We start from the raw sequence: 22,161 nt of genomic DNA on the forward strand, positions 1-22,161 counted from the left end.
AACAAGCGGTATTAATGGATCGGATGCGTGCGGAAGTGATCGCCTTCGTCGCCTTCATCTTCATCATCACCATGGTCATGGCCGTGTGCGCCATGCACGTGGCCATGGGCGATTTCTTCTTCGGTGGCTTCGCGCACGTCAGCGACGGTCAGCGAGAAGCGCAGCGCGATGCCGGCCAGAGGATGGTTACCATCCAGCACGACCTTGTCGTCGGCGATGTCGGTGACCGTGAAGATCATCGCTTCTTCGTCCGGCGAATCGCTTTCCGGCATGCCTTCGAACTGCATGCCCACTTCCAGCGGCTCAGGCAGGCGATTGCGTGGCTCGACCTTCACCAGGGCTGGATCGTATTCACCGAAAGCATCATCCGGTTCGATCTGGATCGTGTTGGAATAGCCAACTTCCTTGCCGTCGAGCTCTTCTTCGATCTTTGGCAGGGTGTTTTCATAATCACCGTGCAGGTAGACCATCGGCTGGCGGCCGTCTTCGATCAGATTGTCTTGCGCGTCTGACAGTTTGTAGTTGACAGTCACGACCGTATTTTTGGCAATCTTCATTATGCTTCCTTTCATTGTATAAGCTGGCAAATTATACCTTCACGCCGCCAACGGCAGGCGCATTCCTGCATTTCCGGTTGTTATAATGGGCGCATGAAAACATTAACTCTCCTCGGCGATATCACGCCGGCGCAATTCCTGCGCGACTACTGGCATAAAAAACCCTTGTTGATCCGTCAAGCCGTGCCTGGCTTCAAGGCGCTGTTCGATTTCAAGGCCCTGGCCGAACTGGCTACCCTCGACCATGTCGAATCGCGCCTGGTCAGCCATGCGGATGGCCACTGGAACATGCAGCAAGGTCCACTGACCAGCCTGCCCTCGCTGAAACAGAAGGAATGGACCCTGCTGGTGCAGGGCGCCAACCTGCACAGCGCCAAGGCCGACGCCCTGCTGCGCCAGTTCCGTTTCCTGCCGGACGCGCGCCTGGACGACCTGATGGTCAGCTTCGCCACCGATGGCGGCGGCGTGGGTCCGCATTTCGATTCCTATGACGTGTTCCTGCTGCAAGGCCAGGGCAAGCGCCACTGGCGCATCGGCGCGCAGAAAGACCTGAGCCTGATCGACGGCTTGCCGCTGAAAATCCTCAGCAACTTCACGCCCGACGAAGAATTCACGCTGGAACCGGGCGACATGCTGTATTTGCCGCCCCACTACGCGCACGACGGCGTGGCCATCGGCGATTGCCAGACGTATTCGATCGGCTTCCGCTCGCCGACGTTCCAGGAACTGGGCGAAGCTTTCCTGCAATTCATGGCCGACTCGATCGACTTGCCGGGTATCTATAGCGATCCGGACCTGAAAGCGTCGGGCAAGCCGGCGGAAATCCCCCGCGAAATGCTCAGCACTATCGCGGAAGAAATGAACAAGGTGCGCTTCACGGAAGAAGACGTGACCATTTTCCTCGGCGAACACCTGTCGGAACCCAAGCACAATGTGTTTTTCACGCCGCTGTCCAAGCCGCTGACGGTGGGCCGCTTCGCGGATGCCGCACAGAAAAAGGGTGTCGTGTTGTCGCGCAAGACGCTGATGCTGTATCGTGGCAAGAATGTCTTCATCAATGGCGAATCGTTTGCCATTGGCAAGGCCGACAAAACGGCCCTGGAAACCCTGGCCAACGAACGCGCCCTCGATGGCGCCGCCGTGGCCCAGGCTTCCGATGACGTGATGGATGCCTTATATACGTGGTATCAGGATGGCTGGATCGAACTGGCTTGAATGGGTGCGGTGTAGCAAAAGTGGTATTACAGCAGGTGGAATATCAGCATCTGAGCTAGCGCAATAAAACATATTATTTTTATATCGTTTTGTCGCGCTTTCGCAAATCGCTTACACTTGCTTGCAATTTGCTTCGGCAAATATTGCGATATCACAAAATAGTTGCGAATTTGCCTCTTGCTCCTATTGCGACGCACCAAAAATCGCTATAATATTCGGTTAGGAAGTTTCCGTTGTCTGGCAGGCACCACCTGGTACGAAAAGCCTTCGAAGACGACCTAACGAGCGATAATTACCGGTAATTATTCATCGCAACAATATTGATTTATTTTTTGAAATAATTAAGGAAAACAAATGAAAAAATCCCTGCTGATCGCCTCCCTGATGGTTGTTGCTCTGGCTGCTTGCAGCAAAAAAGAAGAAGCTCCTGCACCAGCACCAGTAGTTGAAACCCCAGCACCAGCACCAGCAGTTGAAGCTGCTCCAGCTGCTGCTGCTGACGCTGCTGCTTCGGCCGCTACCGACGCTGCTGCTGCTGCTTCGGCTGCCGCTTCGGCCGCTACCGACGCTGCTTCGGCTGCTTCGGCTGCTGCATCGGCTGCTAAGTAATTTAGCACCCTGCACTAAAGAAAGCCGACCCTCGGGTCGGCTTTTTTGCGTCTGGCGTTTTGTCCGCAGGATATGACGCCGGACGCAGGCAATAAAAAAGGCTGACCCGGTTTGCACCGGGCCAGCCTTTTTAATGCGCGGCAGGTTTTCAAACCTGCCGCTGTCACACCACTTATTTCAGCTGCTCGTTCAGCAAGCCCAAGATCTTCTCGGCCACTGGCGAGACGTCCGGCTGGCCTTCGTTGCTGAGGATGCTGACCAGGCTGGTCGAGCCATTGCCGGCCTTGACGAGGACGCGGTAGCGCTGCGCTTCCTTGTCCTTGTCCGAGGACGAGCCCCAGCTGAACAGTTTCGAGAAGAAACCATCTTTCTTGACCGCGTCCGGATCGACGTAACGCACGAAATACGTGCCTTGCGTGCGGTCGCGGTCTTCCACAGTGAAGCCAACGCGGTCCAGCGCCAGGCCGACACGGCGCCAGGCGCGGTCGAAACCTTCATCGACTTCGATGGCGCGCGCCGGCGTGGCGGCGTCGCCCACCAGCTTGGCGTGCAGCGGCTGCACGATGGCGCCGTCGACGGCCGTCTTCGCTTGCGCTTCGTCGCTGGCTGCGCCCAGGCGCGTCATCAGCTTGGCCAGGAATTGCGCTTCCAGGCCAGGATCGTTGGGACGCGCGGTCCAGGTGGTAGTTTCCTTGTCGCGGCCCGTGACGACCTCTTCCACGCCACGGTGGCTGATGTAGATCTCGGTCGAGCCATCGGCCAGACGCTCCACACGGGTGCGGAATTTGTCTTTTTCACCGGTCGAGTACATCGAATCGAAAGCCTTGCCGATGGTATTGCGGATAAAGTCTTGCGGCAGCTTGGCGCGGTTTTCGTTCCACTCGGTTTCCATGATGCCAGCCGTTGGCTGGTCGATGGCGACGGTAAAGCCCGAATCTTCCCAGAATTGCTTGAGTTGCGGCCACAGCACTTCAGGCGATTGCTTGACGACCAGCCAGCGCTGGTTGCCCGCGCGCTCGACCTTCACGCCGCCGGCCGTGACGGGCACGACACCGACTACGCCGTCGGCGCCCACGATGACGGGCGCGCCGGCCGTGGCGTTGCGCTGCGCGTTATAGCCGGAAGCCGTGGCCACGCCGTTTTTCGAATCCGGCAAGGAGTAACGGTTGTCCTGCTGCAATTGCGTCAGGTCAGGCGGCACGTCCAGGGTGCTGGCTTTCTTGACCGACTTGTAGTCGACCTTGTCGCCGCCAACTACCGAACTGATCATGCCGCAGCCCGCGAGGCTGGCTGCGACGGCGCCGATGACGATGCCGCGGACGGCGATGGTGGCAGGCGCCGATGGGGTTTTCTTGCAATTAGTCATGTCGTAACTGGATAAGAAGCTAAGTAGCAGCTGGAATCAGGGAAGGTCCGGACTGGTCAAGCCCGGGCTTGAAGTTCGGCTTAAGACAGAATGCCCGCATCGCGCAAGGCATCGCGCACGGTGGCATGGCAATTTTCAGCCAGCGGCACCAGCGGCAAGCGTATGCCGGCTGGCATCAGGCCCATTTCGGCCAGCGCCCATTTGACGGGCACCGGGTTGGGCTCGACAAACAATTTCTGGTGCAAGGGGAAAACCTTGTTATTGATGGCGATCGCCGTGGCGCGCTCGCCCGCCATCGCTGCGACGCACAGTTCGTGCATGGCGCGCGGCGCGACGTTGGCCGTCACGGAAATGTTGCCGTGGCCGCCGCAGAACATCAGCGCCATGGCCGTCGGATCATCGCCCGAGTACACGGCGAAGTCGGCTGGCACGAGGCGCAGCAGGTCGATGCCACGGCCGATATTGCCGGTCGCATCTTTCACGCCGACGATATTCGGGATGGCGGACAGGCGTACGATGGTTTCGTTGCTCATGTCGGCAACCGTGCGGCCCGGCACGTTGTACAGGATGACGGGGATGTCGACGGCTTCGGCGATGGCCTTGAAGTGCTGGTACATGCCTTCCTGGGTAGGACGGTTGTAGTACGGCACCACTTGCAAGACAGCATCGGCGCCCGCTTCTTTCGCATAGCGCGTCAGTTTGATGGCCTCGGCCGTGGAGTTGCCACCGGCGCCGGCGATGATAGGAATGCGTCCCTTGGCATGTTCGACGGTCAACTTGATCAGTTCGCAGTGTTCTTCCACGCTGACTGTTGCCGATTCGCCCGTCGTGCCAACGATGACGATGCTGTCCGTACCCTCGGCGATATGCCAGTCGATCAGCTTGCGCAGACCTGGAAAGTCCAGACTGCCGTCAGCGTGCATCGGGGTGACGATTGCTACAATGCTGCCCTTGATCATAGTAAGTTTATAGCGCCGATAAATAAAACAACGATTGTAGCGGATAGCCCGCGCCTGTGGTGCATTCTGACATAGTATGGCCGCTCAAAACGTCGGCAGCAGCGCTGCCAACCGTGGAAAATCCGGCCGGACGGCGCAAATTCGTTGCACCAGAGCAGCTTTTGGCTGTTCCACGCGCCCATCCTCATACGCTACCACACGCAAGCCCTGCTGCACCGCCCAGCTCAGCATTTCGCCTTCCTTCAGCAGGAATTTCGGATTCGACGGCTTGCCAAACTGCTCATTACCCTCGGCAAACGTTTCATACAGCAGCACGCCATCGGGCGCCAGGCTGGCAACCATGGCTTCCAGCAGCGGCCGGTGCAGATAATTGGTGACGACGATGCCGGCAAAACGGCCGGGTGCGAAGGGCCAGACGGCGCCCGGCGCTTCCAGGTCCACCAGCGAGGTGGTGATGCCCGTGCCGGCCGCCTTTTCCAGCATTTCCGGATCATGGTCGAGCGCGATCACGGGGTGGCCCAGGCTCACCAGGTGGCGCGCATGGCGGCCGGCGCCGCAGGCCAGGTCCAGCACTTCGCCACCGGGAATCAGGGGCGCCCAGCGGCGCAGCCAGCCGGAAATCGCTTCGGTTTCTATTGTTGGTTCAGTTACTTGCATCGGTACTTCCATCAATTATTTGCGTACTTCCAGTTGCGGGCATCAAGTCAATAGCGCCGTCAGGGGCGTGACCAGGGTGACAAAAATGCCGATGACAAATTCGATCGCCGCCAGCAAGGCACGGTTCAATACGCCCGTGTACATCAGCAGCACCAGGGCGCCAAACACATACAGGCTGTAGCGCTCGATGCTGGCGTAAGGGCGCGCCAGCTGCATCGGCAGCAAGCCCGTCATGATGCGTCCGCCATCGAGGGGTGGCACGGGGATCAGGTTAAACACGAACATGGCCGCATTCACGCTGACGCCGGCGCCCGCCATCTTGCGGAAAAACATGCCCATTTCCGTCGGCGGCATAACGCTGAGCACGACAAAGGCGATCATCCAGCCGAAGCCCATGACGAAATTGGCGCCAGGACCGGCAAACGCCACCCAGGCCATCTGCTTCTTCGGATTGCGCAAGCGGCTGAAATCGACGGGCACCGGCTTGGCATAGCCGAACGGCACCTGGATCGTGAAATACAGCATCAGGGGCAGCAGGATCGTGCCGAAAGGATCGATATGCCGGATGGGATTGAGGCTCAGCCTGCCCTCGTTCGAGGCCGTGGGATCGCCGAAATAGCGGGCCGCGTAGCCGTGCGCCGCCTCATGCAGGGAAATGGCAAACAGCACCGGCACCAGGTACACCGCAATGGTCTGGACTATCGTATTGAAATCGCTCATGACCGCGATTCTACCAGAGGCGTCCCAGGCACTTTCTTATGTTGCCATTAAAGATAGGTAAATCCGGTGCCCTGCGCCAGCCACTACAAACCCAGCACGGCCGGGTCGCCGCGTCCCACACGCACCACTTCCGGCTCCGGCCCCGTCAGGTCGATCACGGTACTGGGGCCATGCGCGCAGACACCGCCATCGATGATCAGGTCGACCAGTTTTTCCAGCCGCTCGCGGATGGTGTCGGCATCCGTCAGGCTGTCTTCGTCGCCGGGCAGGGTCAGGGTGGCGCCCAGCAGCGGCTGGCCCAGCTCTTCCAGCAGGCATTGCACGATGCGGTGCTGCGGCACGCGCAGGCCGATGGTCTTGCGCGAAGGATGGCTGAGGCGGCGCGGCACTTCCTTGGTCGCTTCCAGGATGAAGGTATAGGCGCCGGGCGTGGCGGCCTTGAGCAGGCGGAACTGGCGGTTGTCGACCCTGGCGTACACGCCCAGCTCGCTCAAGTCGCGGCACAGCAAAGTCAGATGGTGCTTTTCATCCACGCCACGGATGCGGCGCAGGCGCTCGACGGCGCCCTTGTCGTCGAGCTGGCATACCAGCGCGTAGCAAGAATCCGTGGGCAAGGCCACGACGCCGCCGGACTGGATGATCTGCGCCGCCTGCTTGATCAGGCGCAATTGCGGATTGTCAGGGTGAATATGAAAGAATTGACTCATGTGTAAGCGTTCTGGCGAACCAGCTTGTTAAGTTAGCATTATTGTACGCCGCGTAGCGCGGCGATGCGTTGTTCGAGTGGCGGATGGGTGGCGAACAGTGCGCCCCAGCCGCCATTGCCGCCGCTGATGCCCAGCGCCTGCATCGATTGCGGCAGCTCGCCCGGCGGCACGCCGCCCAGGCGGGCGAGCGCGTGCATCATCGGCGTCGGGCTGCCCAGCAGCTTGGCGGAACCGGCATCGGCGCGGAATTCGCGCTGGCGCGAGAACCAGGCCACGATGATGGAAGCGAGCAAGCCGAAGATCACTTCGCACACCATCACGGTCACAAAGTAACCGATGCCGCGCCCGCCGCCTTCACGATTGTTATTTTTCAACAGCACATTGTCGACGAAGAATCCCACGACGCGGGCCATGAAGACGACGAAGGTATTCACCACGCCCTGGATCAGGGTCAAGGTGACCATGTCGCCATTCGCCACGTGGGCGATTTCATGGCCCAGCACGGCTTCGACTTCATCGCGGTTCATGCTTTGCAGCAAGCCAGTGGAGACGGCCACCAGCGCCGAATTTTTAAAGGCGCCCGTGGCGAACGCATTCGCGTCGCCTTCGTACACGGCCACTTCCGGCATGCCGATGCCGGCCCGCTCGGACAGCGCGCGCACGGTATTGACCAGCCACAATTCCGTCGACGAGGTCGGGTTGTCGATCACGCGCGCGCCCGTGCTCCACTTGGCCATCGGTTTGCTGATCAACAAGGAAAAGATCGACCCCGTGAAACCGACCACCAGCGAAAACACCAGCAGGCTGCCCAGGTTCAGGGTGCTGCCGCGCGCCGGATTGCCCACGCCCAGCAAACTGAGCACGAGCGACAGCACCAGCATCACGGCCAGGTTGGTTGCAATAAACAAGACGATACGTTTCATGGGCGTTGGCTCCAGATGACACAGGAATAACTAAAAGATAAATGCGGGCACGTACATTTTCAAGCCCGCGCCGCAGGCGCAGGCCAGCCGCGCCCTAGAACCAGTCGTGCCAGATGGGCGTGACGTTGGCAGGTAAAGGCGGCAGCATGGCAAAATCCACGCGCGACTCGCCTGGCGCATGGAAATCCGTGCCGCGCGAAGCGAGGAAGCCGTAGGCGTTGGCCAGTTGCGCGTATTCCGGATACTGGTCCGGGCTGTGGCTACCCGTGACGACTTCGATGGCCACGCCGCCGAGCTGCTTGAACTCATCAAACAGCACGCCTTGCGCCATGTCGCTGAAGCGGTAGCGGCCCGGATGGGCGATGACAGCCACGCCGCCCGCGCCGCGTATCCAGCCCACCGCTTCGGCCAGGGTGGCCCAACGGTGTTCGACGTAGCCGGGCTTGCCTTCCGACAGGTATTTCTTGAACACGTCAGGGATGTTCGCGCATTTGCCCATTTCCACGATGTAGCGGGCAAAGTGCGTGCGCGACATCAGGTCCGGGTTGCCGACGAATTTCAAGGCCCCTTCATAGGCGTCGGGGATGCCGGCCAGATCGAGCTGGCGGGCGATTTCGCGGCCACGCGCATCGCGCCCGGAACGCGTCTGGTGCAAGCCCTGCACGAGACCGGGATTGTTTTCATCGACTTGCAAGCCCACGATGTGCACGGTTTCGCCGGCCCAGGTAATGGAAATTTCCACGCCAGCCACGAAACGCATGCCCAGGTCCAGCGCGGCCGTGCGCGCGGCGGCCACGCCGGACACTTCATCGTGGTCCGTCAGCGCCCACACGTCGACGCCAGCCTTGCGCGCGTGCGCGGCCACGGCGGCGGGTGACAGCACGCCGTCGGAGATATTCGAATGACAATGCAGGTCGACTTTAAGCATGTGAAAACAATACCCTGCACGGGCTCAGCATGGAAGAAGTTTTCATTGTACGCTGCTTGTCCAATCGCGCTGCAGCGTTCCCGACACATATCGGGCCAAAAATCAGGCCAAAAATGCTTCCACCAGCCGTGCCAGTGCCTGCGGCTGGTCATGGTGCAGCATGTGGCCCGCGTCCAGCATCATCTCGCAGCGCACATCCTTGATACAGGCCAAACGCCGGTCGATTTCAATGCGCGCCTGCTCCTTGGGGCCCATCCATTGCCACATATTCGTATCATCGGCCTCCACCCACAGCACGGGCGCCGTGATGCGGCGCCAGCACGCCATCACTTCTTCCACCTGGTACAGGATGGGATTGACACGCTTGTGCTGCGGGTCGCCCATGATGTCCCACTCGCCCGCCTCGTTCTGCGCCGACCAGTGTTCGGCGAGGAAGGCCGCGCGCTCGTCCGGCAGGCGCGGGTTGGTCTTTTGCAGGCGCTCGGCCACGGCCTTTTGCGTGGGATAGCTGCGCATGGCGGGCGGCTCGCGCAATTCGTCCAGCCACTTGGCGTAGCGGCCCGGCGCCTGCTCCGGCTTGCTTGCCATCATGCCGAAGCCTTCCAGGTTGATGAAGCGGCTGATGCGCTCGGGCCGCACGCCTGCGTACAGGCCGGCCACGTTGGCGCCCATGCTGTGGCCCAGCAGATTGACGGGTGCGTCCGGCGAATAGTGCAGCAGCATGGCGTCCAGATCGGCCAGGTAATCGGGAAACCAGTAGGTGTCCGATTGCGTGTAGTCGCTGAGGCCAAAGCCGCGCCAGTCGGGCGCGATCACGTGCCAGTCGCCTTGCAACTCGTCGACGACGAACTGGAACGAGGCGGCCACGTCCATCCAGCCATGCACCATGAACACGATGGGCGCCCCTTCGCGGCCCCAGTGCCGTACATGCGTGCGGGCGCCGCGGATGTTGATGAATTCGGAACGGGAAAGTTTCATGGGTTTCATCTCATTGCCTGCCTTGAAAGTGGCGCGAATGGCGCCACATGCTGTGTCTGTAGATAGTGCGGGCATAAAAGTACGACCGTTCGATAATTATACCGGATTGACGCCCGACGCTCGGACTTGCCCTGCAACAGCGTAAAATAGCGCAAAACTTCCGCGTCCGGCCGTGCCCGGCGCTTCCACCACCGCCACAGGCTAACGATGACACTCTACCAATTGGGCGCCGATGCGCCGCAGATTGATGCTTCCGCTTTTGTTGCCGACACGGCCAATGTGATCGGCAAGGTGACCCTGGAAGCGAATACGTCCGTATGGTTCGGTGCCACGATTCGCGGCGACAACGAACGCATCACCGTGGGCGCCAACAGCAATGTGCAGGAAGGCGCCGTGCTGCATACGGATCCGGGCTATCCGCTGGACATCGGATCGAACGTCACTATTGGCCACCAGGCAATGTTGCATGGCTGCACGATCGGCGATGGCGCCCTGATCGGCATCCAGGCCGTGATCCTGAATGGCGCGAAGATCGGCAAGAACTGCCTCGTCGGCGCGGGTGCGCTGGTCACGGAAGGCAAGGAATTTCCCGACAATATGCTGATCATCGGCTCACCGGCGAAAGCCGTGCGGGCCCTGACGGCAGACGATATCACCAGGCTACAAGGCAACGCCGTAAACTATGTGCAACGCGGCCAGCTATTTAATACGCAACTCAAGAAGATTGGATAAGAGAATGACGACTGAAACCACGGGCGCGGTCAGCGCAGCCGTTAGCGGCCAGGATACCCTGCAAAAATTTATTTTCGACAACGCCGCCGTGCGCGGCCAGTTCATCGACGTCTCCGGCACTTGGCAGGAAGTGGTGGCGCGCCACGCCTACCCGACGGCTGTGAAAAAAGTGCTGGGCGAAATGGTGGCCGCCGCCGCCCTGCTGTCGGCCAACCTGAAATTCAACGGCTCCATCATCATGCAAATCCATGGTGACGGTCCCGTGCGCCTGATGGTGGTCGAGTGCGACTCCGACCTGCGCCTGCGCGCCACGGCCAAGCTGGACCCGGACGCCGCCATCCCCGACGTGGCCACCGTGCCGCAATTGCTCAACGCCACCGGCAAGGGCCGCTTCATCATCACCCTGGACCCGGCCGACAAGGTGCCAGGCCAGCAACCGTACCAGGGCATCGTGCCGCTGGACGGCGACGACATGGCGACCGTGATCGAAAACTACATGTTGCGCTCGGAACAGCTCGATACGCGTCTGTGGCTGGCCACGGACGACACCGTCTCGCGCGGCCTGCTGCTGCAAAAGCTGCCCCACCATGGCGGCAAGGCCGAAGCGACGCCCGTGTCGGAAGAAGACGCGCTCGACACGTGGAACCGCGCCGTGATGCTGGCGTCGACCCTGAAAGAGGCGGAAATCCTGTCGACCGATATCGACACCCTGATGCAGCGTTTGTTCTGGGAAGAAACGATCCGCGTCTTCGACCCGCTGCACCCGAGCTTCCATTGCAGTTGCACGCGTGAAAAAGTGGGCAATATGCTCAAGATGCTGGGCGAGGAAGAAGTCAACAGCACCCTGGAAGAAGTGGGACAAGTGGGCGTGAACTGCGATTTCTGCGGCCAGCACTACGAATTCGACAAGGTCGATTGCGCGCAGCTGTTCGTCACGGATGCGCCAGCGGAAGTGTTGATTCCACCCGCAGCCAGCATTAACTAATTGTAATATTCTTCGCGCCGCCCTTGAGGTGGCGCTTTTGTTTCCGCTGTCATCCTCCCGTCATCAGTTCGTCATCAGCCCGTCATGCGCCGCCGTTACGCTGCGCAGCTTGTATTCCTCCCAATACTTTCCACAGGCTGATAATGACCACCCACTTGACGCTGGCCCTGCGCCGCCATTCCTTCCACGTTTTGCTGGGCGCTTGCGCCGCAGGCTTGAGTTTGCCTGCCCTGGCGCAAACGGCCGTCGCCGCCGCCGTGGCTTCGGCCACTACCGACATGGCCGCCGCCGCTGATGACGGCGCACCGATGACCACCGTGGAAATTTCGTCGCGCAAGACGCGTTCTTCCGTCGCCCTGAGCAAGAATGAAATCCAGAAAATCCTGCCCGGCACGAATCCACTGAAAGCCCTGCAAACCCTGCCAGGCGTCAGCTTCCAGACGGCCGATCCATGGGGCAACAACGAGCAGAACTTGTCGCTGTTCGTGCATGGCTTTTCCGGCCAGCAACTCGGTTACACCATGGATGGCGTGCCGCTGGGCGACCAGCAGTACGGCAACTACAACGGCCTGTCGCCGCAGCGCGCCGTGATCAGCGAAAACGTGCGCAGCGTCGTGCTGTCGTCGGGTGCGGGCGACCTGGCCACGGCCTCGACCAGCAACCTGGGCGGCACCATCGAAACCTATTCCAGCGACCCGCTGGCCACGCAGGGCGCCAGCGTGCAGCAAACCGTGGGCAGCCACCGCACCTCGCGCACGTTTGCCCGCTATGACACGGGCGCCTTCGGCGACGGCAGCAGCGCCTATTTTTCCATCCTGCACCACGAAGCGCGCGCCTGGGACTTCGACGCGCGCCAGGGCGGCGACCAGTTCAACGCCAAGTACGTCAACCGCAGCGAAGCGGGCAAGCTGACCCTGTTCTTCAATTACTCGGACAAGATCGAACCGAACGAAGACAGCACCGTGCACGTGGCCGGCGAAACGAGCGCGCCGTACACGCGTCCCTTCCTGTACCCGGACTTCAAGGCGGCCCTCAATTACCTGTCGCCAACGGGCGCCACGCCTGCTGCGGACGGCAACAATTACCGCAATTACTACAGCGATGCGCAGCGCACCGATTACCTGGCCTACGCCAAGTTCGACGCCAACTTGTCCGATGGCATGACGTGGGCTAACCAGGTGTATTACCACAAGGATGACGGCGCGGGCGTGGTGGCCGGCCCCATCGGCGTGGCCGGCTTGCCTGGCCTGTTCAGCGTGTACTACCCGAAACAGAATTTGAAGCAAGTCTTCGGCAACTCGGGCTACGCCGTGCGCACGACGGAATACGACATCAAGCGCGGCGGCTTCCTTTCCACCCTGCGCAAGGAAATCGGCGAACACCAGCTGGAAGCGGGCCTGTGGCTGGAACAGAACCGCTCGTCCGCCTACCGCCGCTGGTATGCGCTGGACGTCAACAACCCGACCTCGCCGTATGACCGCCCCAGCAATCCTTTGATCACGCAGTACGGCAGCGAGATCGACAACAAGGTGGTGCAGCTGCACTTGCAGGATGAATGGCGTATCCGCCCCGATATCGCCCTGCAGGCCGGCTTCAAGTCCAGCCTGCAATTTGCCGATGGCCAATTCCCCGTGCAGCCGGCCAAGGGCGCCATTTCCGGCGGTTCGACGGCCTTGCCGGTCGGCACCATCAACACGAAAAAATGGTTCCTGCCGCAAGTGGGCGCGCGCTGGGATTTCACGCCGCAGGACCAGTTGTATTTCAACATACAGAAAAACATGCGCCAGTTCGTCACCTATGGCGGTGGCGGCGCCTCGCCGTGGAGCTTGTCGAGCCAGGCCGCGTTCGACCTGTTCAAGCGCGATGCCAAGCCGGAAACGGCACTCACCTATGAAGTGGGCGTGCGCGGCAGCCACGCCTTGAACCTGGGCGCCATCACGGCCATCGATGGCCAGGTCAACGTCTACCACGTCGATTTCAGCAACCGTTTGCTGCAGATCAGCCCAACCCCCGTGATTTCCTCCATCATTGGCGGCAACCCCGTGCTGGCCAACGTGGGCAGCGTGCGCACGGACGGCATCGATATCGCGGGCACCGTCCACTTCGGCAACAATTTCTCGTTCTACAATGCGCTGTCGTACAACCGCTCGCAGTACGCGGACAATTACAACAATGGCGCCGCGCTGGTACTGACGGCGGGCAAGAACGTGCCGGGCTCGCCGGAATGGCTGAACAAGTTTGTTGCTTCCGCGACGTTTGGCGATATCGAAGTGCAACTGACGGGAGACTATGTGGGCAAACGCTACGCGACGTACACCAACGATTTATCGGTCCCCAGCTACTTCCTGATGGGCCTGGGCGTGTCGGGCAAGCTGCCGGCCATGGCCAGCTGGCTGAAAAACCCGCGCTGGCGTGTCAACGTCAGCAACCTGGCCAACCGCGAAGGCTCGCTGAACGTGGTGGTCGGCGCGGCCGACAAGACTTATAACACCTTCCCGATTGCCCCGCGCCAGGGCTTCCTCACCTTGACGGCGGATTTCTGATGCGCACATCAATCTTGCCGCAACGGCATTTTTCGCGCCGCAGCTTCGTCCAGGCTGCCGCCGGCGGCCTGGCCCTGGCGGCAGCACCCGGCTTTGCGGCCGGCCTGCTGACTGCGCCACCGGCGCGTCCGCTGGTCTTCGCCCACCGCGGCGCCAGCGCCCTGCGCCCCGAGCATACATTGGCGTCCTACGCCAAGGCCATCCTCGACGGCGCCGACTACGTGGAGCCGGACCTGGTCGCCACGCGCGACGGCATCCTCGTGGCGCGCCATGAAAGCAATCTGATCGACACCACCGACGTGGCGCGCCGGCCCGAGTTTGCGAGCCGGCGCGGCAAGAAGATGGTCGACGGCGAATGGCACGAAGGCTGGTTCGTCGACGACTTCACCCTGGCGGAACTGAAAACCCTGCGCGCCATCGAACGGCTGCCGAAAGTGCGCACCGGCAACACCTTGTACGATGGACAATTCCAGATCCCGACGTGGGAAGAAATCATCGATTTTGTTGCAGCGCAATCTGCCGCCAGCGGACGCATCATCGGCCTCGTGCCGGAGCTGAAAAGCTCGACCTACTTCCGCGATGCGGGCCTGGCGCTGGAAGACCGTTTCCTCTCGACCATGCTGGCGCACGAATACACGCGCCGCGCGCCGATCGAAATCCAGTCCTTCGAAGTAGCGAATTTGAAGTATTTGCGCGAGAAGCTGGGACGGCGCGCCAACGTGCGCCTGATGCAGTTGGTGGTGGGAGGCGATGTGCGCCCGATGGACGTGGCCAAGGCAGGCGGCAAGCTGACCTTCGGGCAGATGACGACGCCAGCCGGCCTGCGCGACATCGCTGCCTACGCGGACGTGGTGGCGCCGCCCACGCGAGCAATCATCGCGCTGGGCGCCGACCAGCGCCTGGCCAAGCCCTCGTCCATCGTCGACGATGCGCACCAGGCGGGCTTGCTCTTGCACACGTGGACCTTCCGCCCGGAAAACCGCTTCCTGGCGGCCGACTTCCGCGACGGCAATGGCGAAAATGCGCGCAACGAGGCTGGTTCCGTGGCGGAAATGCGGCGCTACATCGAGACGGGACTCGACGGTTTTTTCAGCGACGATCCGGGTTTGGGACGCATCGCCGCAGGATAAACCGCAGGATAAACATTTAGTAACAAATTCATTTTCAGGGCGTGGCCAATGGCTACGCCCTTATTATGCGTTTCTTGAATTTCTGAAATTGGAATTTGAAATTGGACGCATATCGCAAACTCCATTATTGTGCAATGCAACAACAGACCATTCATGGAGGGCATATGTCCACTTTTACCAACACCTACAGCAACGACAACGACAACTACTTCAGCAACCTGGGCCGCGCCACGCGCGCCTTCCTCGGCGCCCTGCTCGCTTCCAAGCCATACAGCGAACTGGCACAGAAGGAAGTCATCGCCACGAACACCAGCACCAGCAACGTCGAAGAACAGCGCTATGTGCGCCCAAGCAAGCGCGACATCGCCCTGCTGAACTCGGAAGCGGCCCGTTACGAAAACCTGATGCCGAATCTGGCTTCGGAACTGCGTTTTCTGGCGTCGCGCGGATAAAAAACACTGAAAGGATTTTTATATGATATTTCTCGAAACCGCACTGATCGCTGTCGCCGTCGTGGTCACCAGCATCCATTTTTATCTGATCTCGACCGGCAAGGCCCGTTTCTGATCAGCAAGCAGCAAGGCAGCAGCACGCCGCGCCATGCGGCCAATCGTGTGCAGCAGTACAAGGTAACAAAGTAGTCATGTGACAGGTCAGCCTGGCAATCGGTCCAGGCTGGCAAGCGGGAAGTAGTTGGTAGTCAGTACTCAGTGTGGCGCAGCGGCGTCCACCGGCGTTTCCAGCAGTGGCGGGGTTTGTCCCTTGCGCACGATCTGCACGAAAATCTCATTCTGTTTGACCATGCCCAGCTCGTAGCGGGCACGCTCTTCGACGGCGCCCGTCCCATCTTTCAGGTCGCGCACTTCGGATTCGAGCTTGGCGTTGCGCGCCTTCAATTCCATATTCTTTTTATTCGCCACCGCCACTTGGGCTTCCATGTCGGCAACACGCAGCCAGCCGCCTTTGCCCAGCCAGAGGGGAAATTGAATCAACAGCAGCAGGGCTGCCAGGGCGAGCGTAATCAGGCGCATGGGGTATTCAGTTAACAAACCGGCCGGATATCTCCGGCCGGCCAGTGGGTTTTACATCAGCTTACTTCAGATTATAGAACGCATCGCGGCCAGGGTAGCTGGCGATGTCGCCCAGGTCTTCCTCAATACGCAGCAGCTGGTTGTACTTGGCCATGCGGTCCGAACGCGACATCGAGCCGGTCTTGATCTGCAGGGCGTTCGTGGCAACGGCGATATCGGCGATGGTCGAATCTTCCGTTTCGCCCGAGCGGTGCGAAATGACGGCCGTGTAGCCGGCGCGCTTGGCCATTTCGATGGCGGCGAAGGTTTCCGTCAGGGTGCCGATCTGGTTGATCTTGATCAGGATCGAGTTGGCGATGCCTTTCGAGATGCCTTCTTTCAGGATCTTGGTGTTGGTGACATACAGGTCGTCGCCGACCAGTTGCACTTTCTTGCCCAGTTCCGCCGTCAGAATCGCCCAGCCGTCCCAGTCGCCTTCATGCATCGCGTCTTCGATCGAGATGATCGGGTACTTGTCGCACCAGGTCGCCAGCAGGTTGGTGAACTCGGTAGCGCTCAGGCTCAGGCCTTCGCCTTCCATTTCGTACTTGCCGTTCTTGTAGAACTCGGACGCGGCGCAATCGAGGCCGATGGCGATCTGCGTGCCTGGCTCGTAGCCCGCTTCTTCGATGGCCTGGATGATCAGCTTGATGGCTTCTTCATGGTTGGCCAGCGATGGCGCGAAACCGCCTTCGTCGCCCACGTTGGTGTTCAGGCCCTTCTTGTGCAGGATCTTTTTCAGCGTGTGGAACACTTCCGCGCCGTAGCGGACGGCTTCCTTGAACGACGGGGCGCCCACGGGAATGATCATGAATTCCTGGATGTCCAGGTTGTTGTCGGCGTGTGCGCCGCCGTTGATGACGTTCATCATCGGCACTGGCATCTGCATGGCGCCCGAACCGCCGAAATAGCGGTACAGCGGCAAGCCCGCTTCTTCGGCGGCAGCCTTGGCAACGGCCATCGAGACGGCCAGGATGGCGTTGGCGCCCAGGCGCGATTTGTTTTCCGTGCCGTCCAGGTCGATCAGGGTACGGTCCAGGAAAGCCTGTTCATTGGCGTCCAGGCCCATGATGGCTTCGGAGATTTCGGTATTGATGTTTTCGCATGCTTGCAGCACGCCCTTGCCGAAGTAGCGCTTGGCGTCGCCATCGCGCAATTCCACGGCTTCGCGCGAACCGGTCGAGGCACCCGACGGCACAGCCGCACGGCCCATCACGCCCGATTCCAGCAACACATCGCATTCGACGGTCGGGTTACCGCGCGAGTCCAGGATTTCGCGACCGATAATATCAACAATAGCACTCATGTCATTCTCCAAAGTTAAGCTTAACAGGGGGCTGCACACTGCGTTCTGATGCGCAATTGCACAAAGGGGGCAAAGAAACTCCCGGCGGGAACGATCTGGCCGGGAGCTGTCTTACGGGTAATACTGTCGCGATCGACCGCGTTATTCCGCAGCGGCGTTGGCTTCTTTGTGCGCCAGCGCTGCCTTGATGAACGAGGTAAACAACGGATGGCCGGTGCGTGGCGTCGACTTGAACTCAGGATGGTATTGCACGCCCATATACCATGGGTGGGCATTTTCACCCGTGCGTGGCAATTCCATGATTTCGCACAAGTCTTCGCTCGGCGTGCGGGCCGACACGATCAGGCCAGCCGTTTCGACACGGGCCAGGTAGTGATTATTGGCTTCGTAGCGATGACGGTGACGCTCGGTCACCACGCTGCCGTAGATCTCGGCGGCGAGGGTGCCCGGATTGACGGCGCAGGTCTGCGCGCCCAGGCGCATGGTACCGCCCAGGTCCGAGTTTTCATCGCGCAACTCGACTTTACCATCGTGGTTTTGCCACTCATTGATCAGTGCAACGACAGGTTGATCCGTATCAAGGTCGAACTCGGTCGAATTCGCGTTCGGCATGCCTGCCTTGTTGCGCGCGTATTCGATCAGGGCCACTTGCATGCCCAGGCAGATGCCCAGGTAAGGGATCTTGTTTTCACGGGCGAACTGGGCCGCCTTGATCTTGCCTTCCACGCCGCGCTTGCCGAAGCCGCCCGGTACCAGGATGGCATCGTACTTGCCCAGGTTCTCGCAACCGGTCGTTTCGATTTCTTCCGAATCGATGTACTCGATGTTGACGCGGCTTTCCGTGTGGATGCCGGCGTGGCGCAGCGCTTCGATCAGCGACTTGTACGACTCGGTCAGCTCGACATACTTGCCGACCATGCCGACGGTCACTTCCGCCTTCGGATGCTCCATCGTGTAGATCAGCTTGCTCCAGATCGACAGGTCGGCCGGTGCCGGATCGAGGTCCAGCGCGTCGCAGATGATCTTGTCGAGGCCCTGGTCGTGCAGCATTTGCGGCACTTTGTAGATGGTGTCGACGTCCCACACGGAAATGACGGCCTGCTCTTCGATATTCGAGAACAGCGAGATTTTCGCGCGTTCGTCTTCCGGGATGGCGCGGTCGGCGCGGCACAGCAGCGCATTCGGCATGATGCCGATTTCGCGCAGCTTTTGCACCGAGTGCTGGGTCGGCTTGGTTTTCAGTTCACCGGCCGAGGCGATGTAAGGCACCAGGGTCAGGTGGACGAAAGCCGTGTTCTTGCGGCCGGCGCGCAGGCTCAGCTGACGCGCCGCTTCCAGGAATGGCAGGGATTCGATATCGCCGACGGTGCCGCCGATTTCGCACAGGGCCACGTCGTAGCCTTCGGCGCCACGGCGGATGTAATCCTGGATTTCATTGGTGATATGCGGAATCACCTGCACGGTCTTGCCCAGATATTCGCCCCGGCGTTCCTTGCGGATCACCGATTCATAGATCTGGCCAGTGGTGAAGTTATTCACCTTTTTCATGCGAGTGGAAATGAAGCGCTCGTAGTGACCGAGGTCGAGGTCGGTTTCGGCCCCGTCATCGGTGACGAATACTTCACCGTGTTGCATAGGGCTCATCGTGCCAGGATCGACGTTGATATACGGGTCGAGCTTGAGCATGGTGACTTTAAGGCCGCGCGATTCGAGGATCGCGGCGAGGGAGGCGGCGGCAATCCCTTTTCCAAGGGAAGACACAACGCCACCAGTGACGAAGACAAATTTGGTCATTGCAGATGGTGCCGAACGGCACGTGCGGGAAATTGAAATTATACACTAAAGCCCGCCTGCGTCGCTCCCCGCGCGCGGAAATTTGCGGCAAATACCGACTATCCCTCCCCCTCCTGCTGTCTACACACAACAAACGCGCGATGAGAAGAATTGAAACATTTCCCATTCCATATTTTGTGTGGGCGAGCGAACAGACCCTGCCGCACCCTGGCGGCAGACTGGCATTTTCAACAGGAGGTCCATCATGAGCTACGAAGAACGCGACGCCTACGGCATGTATGTCAACCGCGGCCACAAAGGTCCCGGCCCGGAACTGATGGGTGCCGACACCCTGATCGGCGACCATGTGCACAACGCCAAGGATGAACATCTGGGCGAAATCAAGGAAATCATGATCGACATGCGCAGCGGCAAAATCGCCTATGCCGTCATGTCGCACGGCGGTGTCTTCACCATCGGCGAAAAGCTGTTCGCCGTGCCGTGGGAAGCGCTGCTGCTCGACACCGTCAACAAGCGCTTCACCCTCAACGTCGACAAGGAACGCATTGAAAATGCGCCCGGCTTCGATACGGATAACTGGCCGAACATGGCCGATACCACGTGGGTGAACTCCATTCACAGCTATTATGGAACGACACCACGCGAGTATTAATTCACACCAAGCGCAGGGCCGGGGTCGTACCCTGAGGGTACGACCCCAGTATTTGCACTTGGGTTTGACTAGAACCGGTACTCCAGCCCCGCTACATACGTCCTGCCCCGCGCCGTGCTCAGCGGCGTGTTGTCCTGCGACTGGGACGGCATCGAGTTCAAACGGTTCAGCGCTTCCGAGAAATCCTTGTTCATGGCGTTTTGCACGGACAGGCGCAGGAACAGATTTTTCGTCACCTGCCAGCTCGCATACAAGTCGATCACGGCCGGGATCTTCGGATTGTCGGCCTTGAGCACTTCGCCCGTCGCTTCATCGGCTTCATTGTCCGGCGACAGGCGGCGGTTCGAGCCTGTGTGCTTGAGGATGGCGCCCACTTCCAGCTTGTTGTCCAGCAAGCGCGTGCCTACGTCGAGGTTGTAGTACACGCTGGGCAGCTCGCTGATGTCGGCCGCGCCAAACCAGGCGCTGGCGATCGACGTGGGCTGGCGCGTCGTTTCGCGCGTGTACGACAGGCGCGCATAGGCAGGCCCCAGCTGATATTGCGCTTCCAGTTCCCAGCCGCGCGAGTACACGGGCGTGGCCGAGTTGATGTAGATATACATGTTCGTCATGTAGTCATCCACATTCTGCCAGTCGTTGGCCAGCACTTCCGCGATATTGCACTTGCGGCCGCGGTCGCACACGAGGAAGGACTGGCTGGTGATATAGCCGTCGATCTTGCTCTTGAAATACAGGGCCTTGAAGTTCAGCACGTCATTCTTGCTCAGCAAGCCATGCAAGCTGGAATTGAAACCCAGCTGGTAGGTCGTCGCTTTCTCGCCCTTCAGGAAAGGATTCATCGAGGCCCCGCCGTCATTCGAGAAAAACACCTCCTGCGGATTCGGCCCGCGCATGGTGCGCTCGGCGCTGGCGAATGGCTGGAACCACGGCGTCACTTGCGCGGAAACGAGCAGCGAAGGATTGATGCCGTGCTCCTTGAGCGCAATATTGCTCGCCCCTTGCGGGAAACACTGCACGCGCGGGTCGCAGGCGGGCTTGTAGCCGGTCAAATCAAAGTGCGTGGTGTTGAGACCCGCATTGACCTGAACAATGCCGCGGTTGTATTGCAGGCCCGCATACAGGCTGCTGATCTTTTGCACGCCCTCGGGGCCAAACGTATTGTTTTCAATCGATTGCTGGTTCGCGTCCGGATTGTCCGGATCATCGACCAGGCTTTCCACGTGCTTGCTGTACTTATTGCGCATCAGTTTGCCGCCGACGGTCACCAGCGCGTCGCCACCGGCCAGTTTGAAACTGCTGGTGTTGTTGATGTCGATGGCGTCGGCGCGGTTGGCCGCATTCGTGTTGATGAAATTGGTCAGCGCCTCGGGCATGTATTTCTGATTGCCGCGGCTGCTGCTGGCCACCACATTGAGGTCGATCAATTCCGAAAACGGCGTGTAGTGATATTTCACGTAGTAGTCATTGCTCTGGATATCGCGGCGCGTAAACGTATTGCGGTAATCGCGCGCCGACAGTTCCAGCGCATGGAAGTCGCTCAATTTGAGATCCAGCTTCAGCAGTTGCGATTTGGGTTTCTGCTTGTAATAGCGGTTGTAGCCGAAACCGAATTCCTCGCTGTTGACGCCCTTGGCATTCTTGTAGTTGTTGCCGATCACGCTAGCGCTGGTGGCGGCCATGAAGCCCACGCTGCCGCCATCGAAGGCGGGGTTTTTCATGGCCACAGCCAGCATGGCGCTGCGTCCCACGCCGTTATTGCCGGTCGACATCTTCGTACGCGCTCCCGTTTTTTCACCGGAGAAGACGACGTCATCGACGCCGATGGTGCGGAAATTGGCGCTGCCGGCCAGCGCATTGACGCCGTCGCCACCGACGACATTGCCGCGCGACACATCCACGCCGATGATGAAGTTCGGGTCGATCAGGGCGCCGAACTGGCTGCTGGGCACACCGCCGTGCGACACGGACGACGGCGCGCTGCCATAGTAATTCTGGCTCACGCCATCGACCATCATGTTGACACGCCCCAGGCCCGACAGGCCGCGGATGTTGACGCTGACGGCGCCCTGCGCCGGGTCGATCTGGGTAAACGTGCCCGGCATGCTGCGCACGATCTGGTCGACGCTCTGCAAGCGCGTATCGGCGCCGCGCGCACTGACGGCGCCCGGTTTTTCCAGCGCCTGCTGTTCCACGGGAACCGTTTCACCCGATACATTCAGCGGCGAAAATTCCACCTTGCCACTGTCTTGCGCCTGTTGCGCCCATGCCTGCTGCGCCAGCAAAGCCATGCAGATGCCCACGGCCTGCATCATTGTCTTGATATGCATACA

General features: G+C 60.2%; 21 protein-coding genes. 8 read left to right on the forward strand and 13 right to left on the reverse strand.

What is annotated here, in order from left to right; translation table 11 throughout:
* Positions 1–11: 11 nt before the first annotated feature.
* Positions 12–557 carry an FKBP-type peptidyl-prolyl cis-trans isomerase gene (locus P9875_RS23125; RefSeq protein ID WP_035821149.1) on the reverse strand — a complete coding sequence of 182 codons (546 nt, stop codon included), beginning with the start codon at positions 555–557 and terminating at the stop codon, positions 12–14.
* Positions 558–650: 93 nt separating this feature from the next.
* On the opposite strand from P9875_RS23125, the gene P9875_RS23130 reads away from it, so the two are divergent.
* Positions 651–1,772 carry a cupin domain-containing protein gene (locus tag P9875_RS23130; RefSeq protein ID WP_035821152.1) on the forward strand — a complete coding sequence of 374 codons (1,122 nt, stop codon included), beginning with the start codon at positions 651–653 and terminating at the stop codon, positions 1,770–1,772.
* A 354-nt stretch (positions 1,773–2,126) separates the two neighbouring features.
* Positions 2,127–2,381 carry a hypothetical protein gene (locus P9875_RS23135; protein ID WP_034783358.1) on the forward strand — a complete coding sequence of 85 codons (255 nt, stop codon included), beginning with the start codon at positions 2,127–2,129 and terminating at the stop codon, positions 2,379–2,381.
* A 172-nt stretch (positions 2,382–2,553) separates the two neighbouring features.
* Here the strand turns inward: P9875_RS23135 and bamC are convergent, their stop codons facing one another.
* The 8 genes from bamC to P9875_RS23175 all read right to left on the reverse strand — a co-directional run bounded on the left by bamC (position 2,554) and on the right by P9875_RS23175 (position 9,619).
* Positions 2,554–3,747: an outer membrane protein assembly factor BamC gene (gene bamC, locus P9875_RS23140; protein ID WP_278316715.1), complete on the reverse strand. Its 1,194-nt coding sequence runs from the start codon at positions 3,745–3,747 to the stop codon at positions 2,554–2,556.
* A gap of 80 nt (positions 3,748–3,827) precedes the next feature.
* Positions 3,828–4,706, reverse strand: a complete 879-nt coding sequence (dapA, locus tag P9875_RS23145) for a 4-hydroxy-tetrahydrodipicolinate synthase (RefSeq protein WP_035821156.1) — start codon at positions 4,704–4,706, stop codon at positions 3,828–3,830.
* A gap of 84 nt (positions 4,707–4,790) precedes the next feature.
* Entirely contained in the window at positions 4,791–5,363 is a 573-nt protein-coding gene (locus P9875_RS23150) for a class I SAM-dependent methyltransferase (RefSeq protein WP_278316716.1), read from the reverse strand.
* 42 nt (positions 5,364–5,405) lie between these two features.
* Positions 5,406–6,083 carry a site-2 protease family protein gene (locus P9875_RS23155; RefSeq protein WP_225242182.1) on the reverse strand — a complete coding sequence of 226 codons (678 nt, stop codon included), beginning with the start codon at positions 6,081–6,083 and terminating at the stop codon, positions 5,406–5,408.
* Between the two features lie 83 nt (positions 6,084–6,166).
* On the reverse strand, positions 6,167–6,790 hold the full coding sequence (locus P9875_RS23160; RefSeq protein ID WP_035821164.1) for an L-threonylcarbamoyladenylate synthase: 624 nt from the start codon (positions 6,788–6,790) through the stop codon (positions 6,167–6,169).
* Positions 6,791–6,828: 38 nt separating this feature from the next.
* The gene (gene htpX, locus P9875_RS23165) at positions 6,829–7,713 is read right to left on the reverse strand and encodes a protease HtpX (protein WP_035821167.1); all 885 of its coding nucleotides are present in this window, start codon (positions 7,711–7,713) and stop codon (positions 6,829–6,831) included.
* Between the two features lie 94 nt (positions 7,714–7,807).
* Positions 7,808–8,641 carry a 3',5'-nucleoside bisphosphate phosphatase gene (locus P9875_RS23170; RefSeq protein WP_035821170.1) on the reverse strand — a complete coding sequence of 278 codons (834 nt, stop codon included), beginning with the start codon at positions 8,639–8,641 and terminating at the stop codon, positions 7,808–7,810.
* A 102-nt stretch (positions 8,642–8,743) separates the two neighbouring features.
* Positions 8,744–9,619, reverse strand: a complete 876-nt coding sequence (locus tag P9875_RS23175) for an alpha/beta fold hydrolase (RefSeq protein ID WP_278316717.1) — start codon at positions 9,617–9,619, stop codon at positions 8,744–8,746.
* A 207-nt stretch (positions 9,620–9,826) separates the two neighbouring features.
* Here P9875_RS23175 and P9875_RS23180 point away from each other — a divergent pair, with 207 nt between their 5' ends.
* The 5 genes from P9875_RS23180 to P9875_RS23200 all read left to right on the forward strand — a co-directional run bounded on the left by P9875_RS23180 (position 9,827) and on the right by P9875_RS23200 (position 15,461).
* The gene (locus P9875_RS23180; RefSeq protein ID WP_099403611.1) at positions 9,827–10,351 is read left to right on the forward strand and encodes a gamma carbonic anhydrase family protein; all 525 of its coding nucleotides are present in this window, start codon (positions 9,827–9,829) and stop codon (positions 10,349–10,351) included.
* A 4-nt stretch (positions 10,352–10,355) separates the two neighbouring features.
* Positions 10,356–11,336, forward strand: a complete 981-nt coding sequence (hslO, locus tag P9875_RS23185; RefSeq protein WP_278316718.1) for an Hsp33 family molecular chaperone HslO — start codon at positions 10,356–10,358, stop codon at positions 11,334–11,336.
* 143 nt (positions 11,337–11,479) lie between these two features.
* Positions 11,480–13,879: a TonB-dependent receptor gene (locus P9875_RS23190; RefSeq protein WP_278316719.1), complete on the forward strand. Its 2,400-nt coding sequence runs from the start codon at positions 11,480–11,482 to the stop codon at positions 13,877–13,879.
* Positions 13,879–15,009, forward strand: coding sequence for a glycerophosphodiester phosphodiesterase (locus P9875_RS23195; RefSeq protein ID WP_278316720.1), 1,131 nt, complete (start codon positions 13,879–13,881; stop codon positions 15,007–15,009). Before P9875_RS23190 ends, P9875_RS23195 begins: the two co-directional genes overlap by 1 nt.
* Positions 15,010–15,173: 164 nt before the next feature.
* Positions 15,174–15,461 (forward strand): hypothetical protein, encoded by a 288-nt coding sequence (locus tag P9875_RS23200; RefSeq protein WP_035821181.1) that lies wholly within the window; start codon positions 15,174–15,176, stop codon positions 15,459–15,461.
* Positions 15,462–15,716: 255 nt separating this feature from the next.
* Here the strand turns inward: P9875_RS23200 and ftsB are convergent, their stop codons facing one another.
* From ftsB to P9875_RS23215, 3 genes are all read right to left on the reverse strand, one after another.
* The gene (gene ftsB / locus P9875_RS23205) at positions 15,717–16,040 is read right to left on the reverse strand and encodes a cell division protein FtsB (protein WP_035821182.1); all 324 of its coding nucleotides are present in this window, start codon (positions 16,038–16,040) and stop codon (positions 15,717–15,719) included.
* Between the two features lie 61 nt (positions 16,041–16,101).
* On the reverse strand, positions 16,102–17,385 hold the full coding sequence (eno, locus tag P9875_RS23210) for a phosphopyruvate hydratase (protein WP_035821185.1): 1,284 nt from the start codon (positions 17,383–17,385) through the stop codon (positions 16,102–16,104).
* 141 nt (positions 17,386–17,526) lie between these two features.
* Entirely contained in the window at positions 17,527–19,179 is a 1,653-nt protein-coding gene (locus tag P9875_RS23215; protein WP_035821188.1) for a CTP synthase, read from the reverse strand.
* A gap of 244 nt (positions 19,180–19,423) precedes the next feature.
* On the opposite strand from P9875_RS23215, the gene P9875_RS23220 reads away from it, so the two are divergent.
* A complete protein-coding gene (locus P9875_RS23220; RefSeq protein ID WP_035821190.1) occupies positions 19,424–19,831 on the forward strand; it encodes a PRC-barrel domain-containing protein in 408 nt (135 codons plus the stop codon).
* Between the two features lie 68 nt (positions 19,832–19,899).
* On the opposite strand, the gene P9875_RS23225 is transcribed toward P9875_RS23220, so the two are convergent.
* On the reverse strand, positions 19,900–22,158 hold the full coding sequence (locus P9875_RS23225) for a TonB-dependent receptor domain-containing protein (protein WP_278316721.1): 2,259 nt from the start codon (positions 22,156–22,158) through the stop codon (positions 19,900–19,902).
* Between the last annotated feature and the right edge of the window lie 3 nt (positions 22,159–22,161).

The sequence above is a fragment of the Janthinobacterium rivuli genome (assembly GCF_029690045.1).
In the GTDB taxonomy this organism is placed as follows: domain Bacteria; phylum Pseudomonadota; class Gammaproteobacteria; order Burkholderiales; family Burkholderiaceae_D; genus Janthinobacterium; species Janthinobacterium rivuli.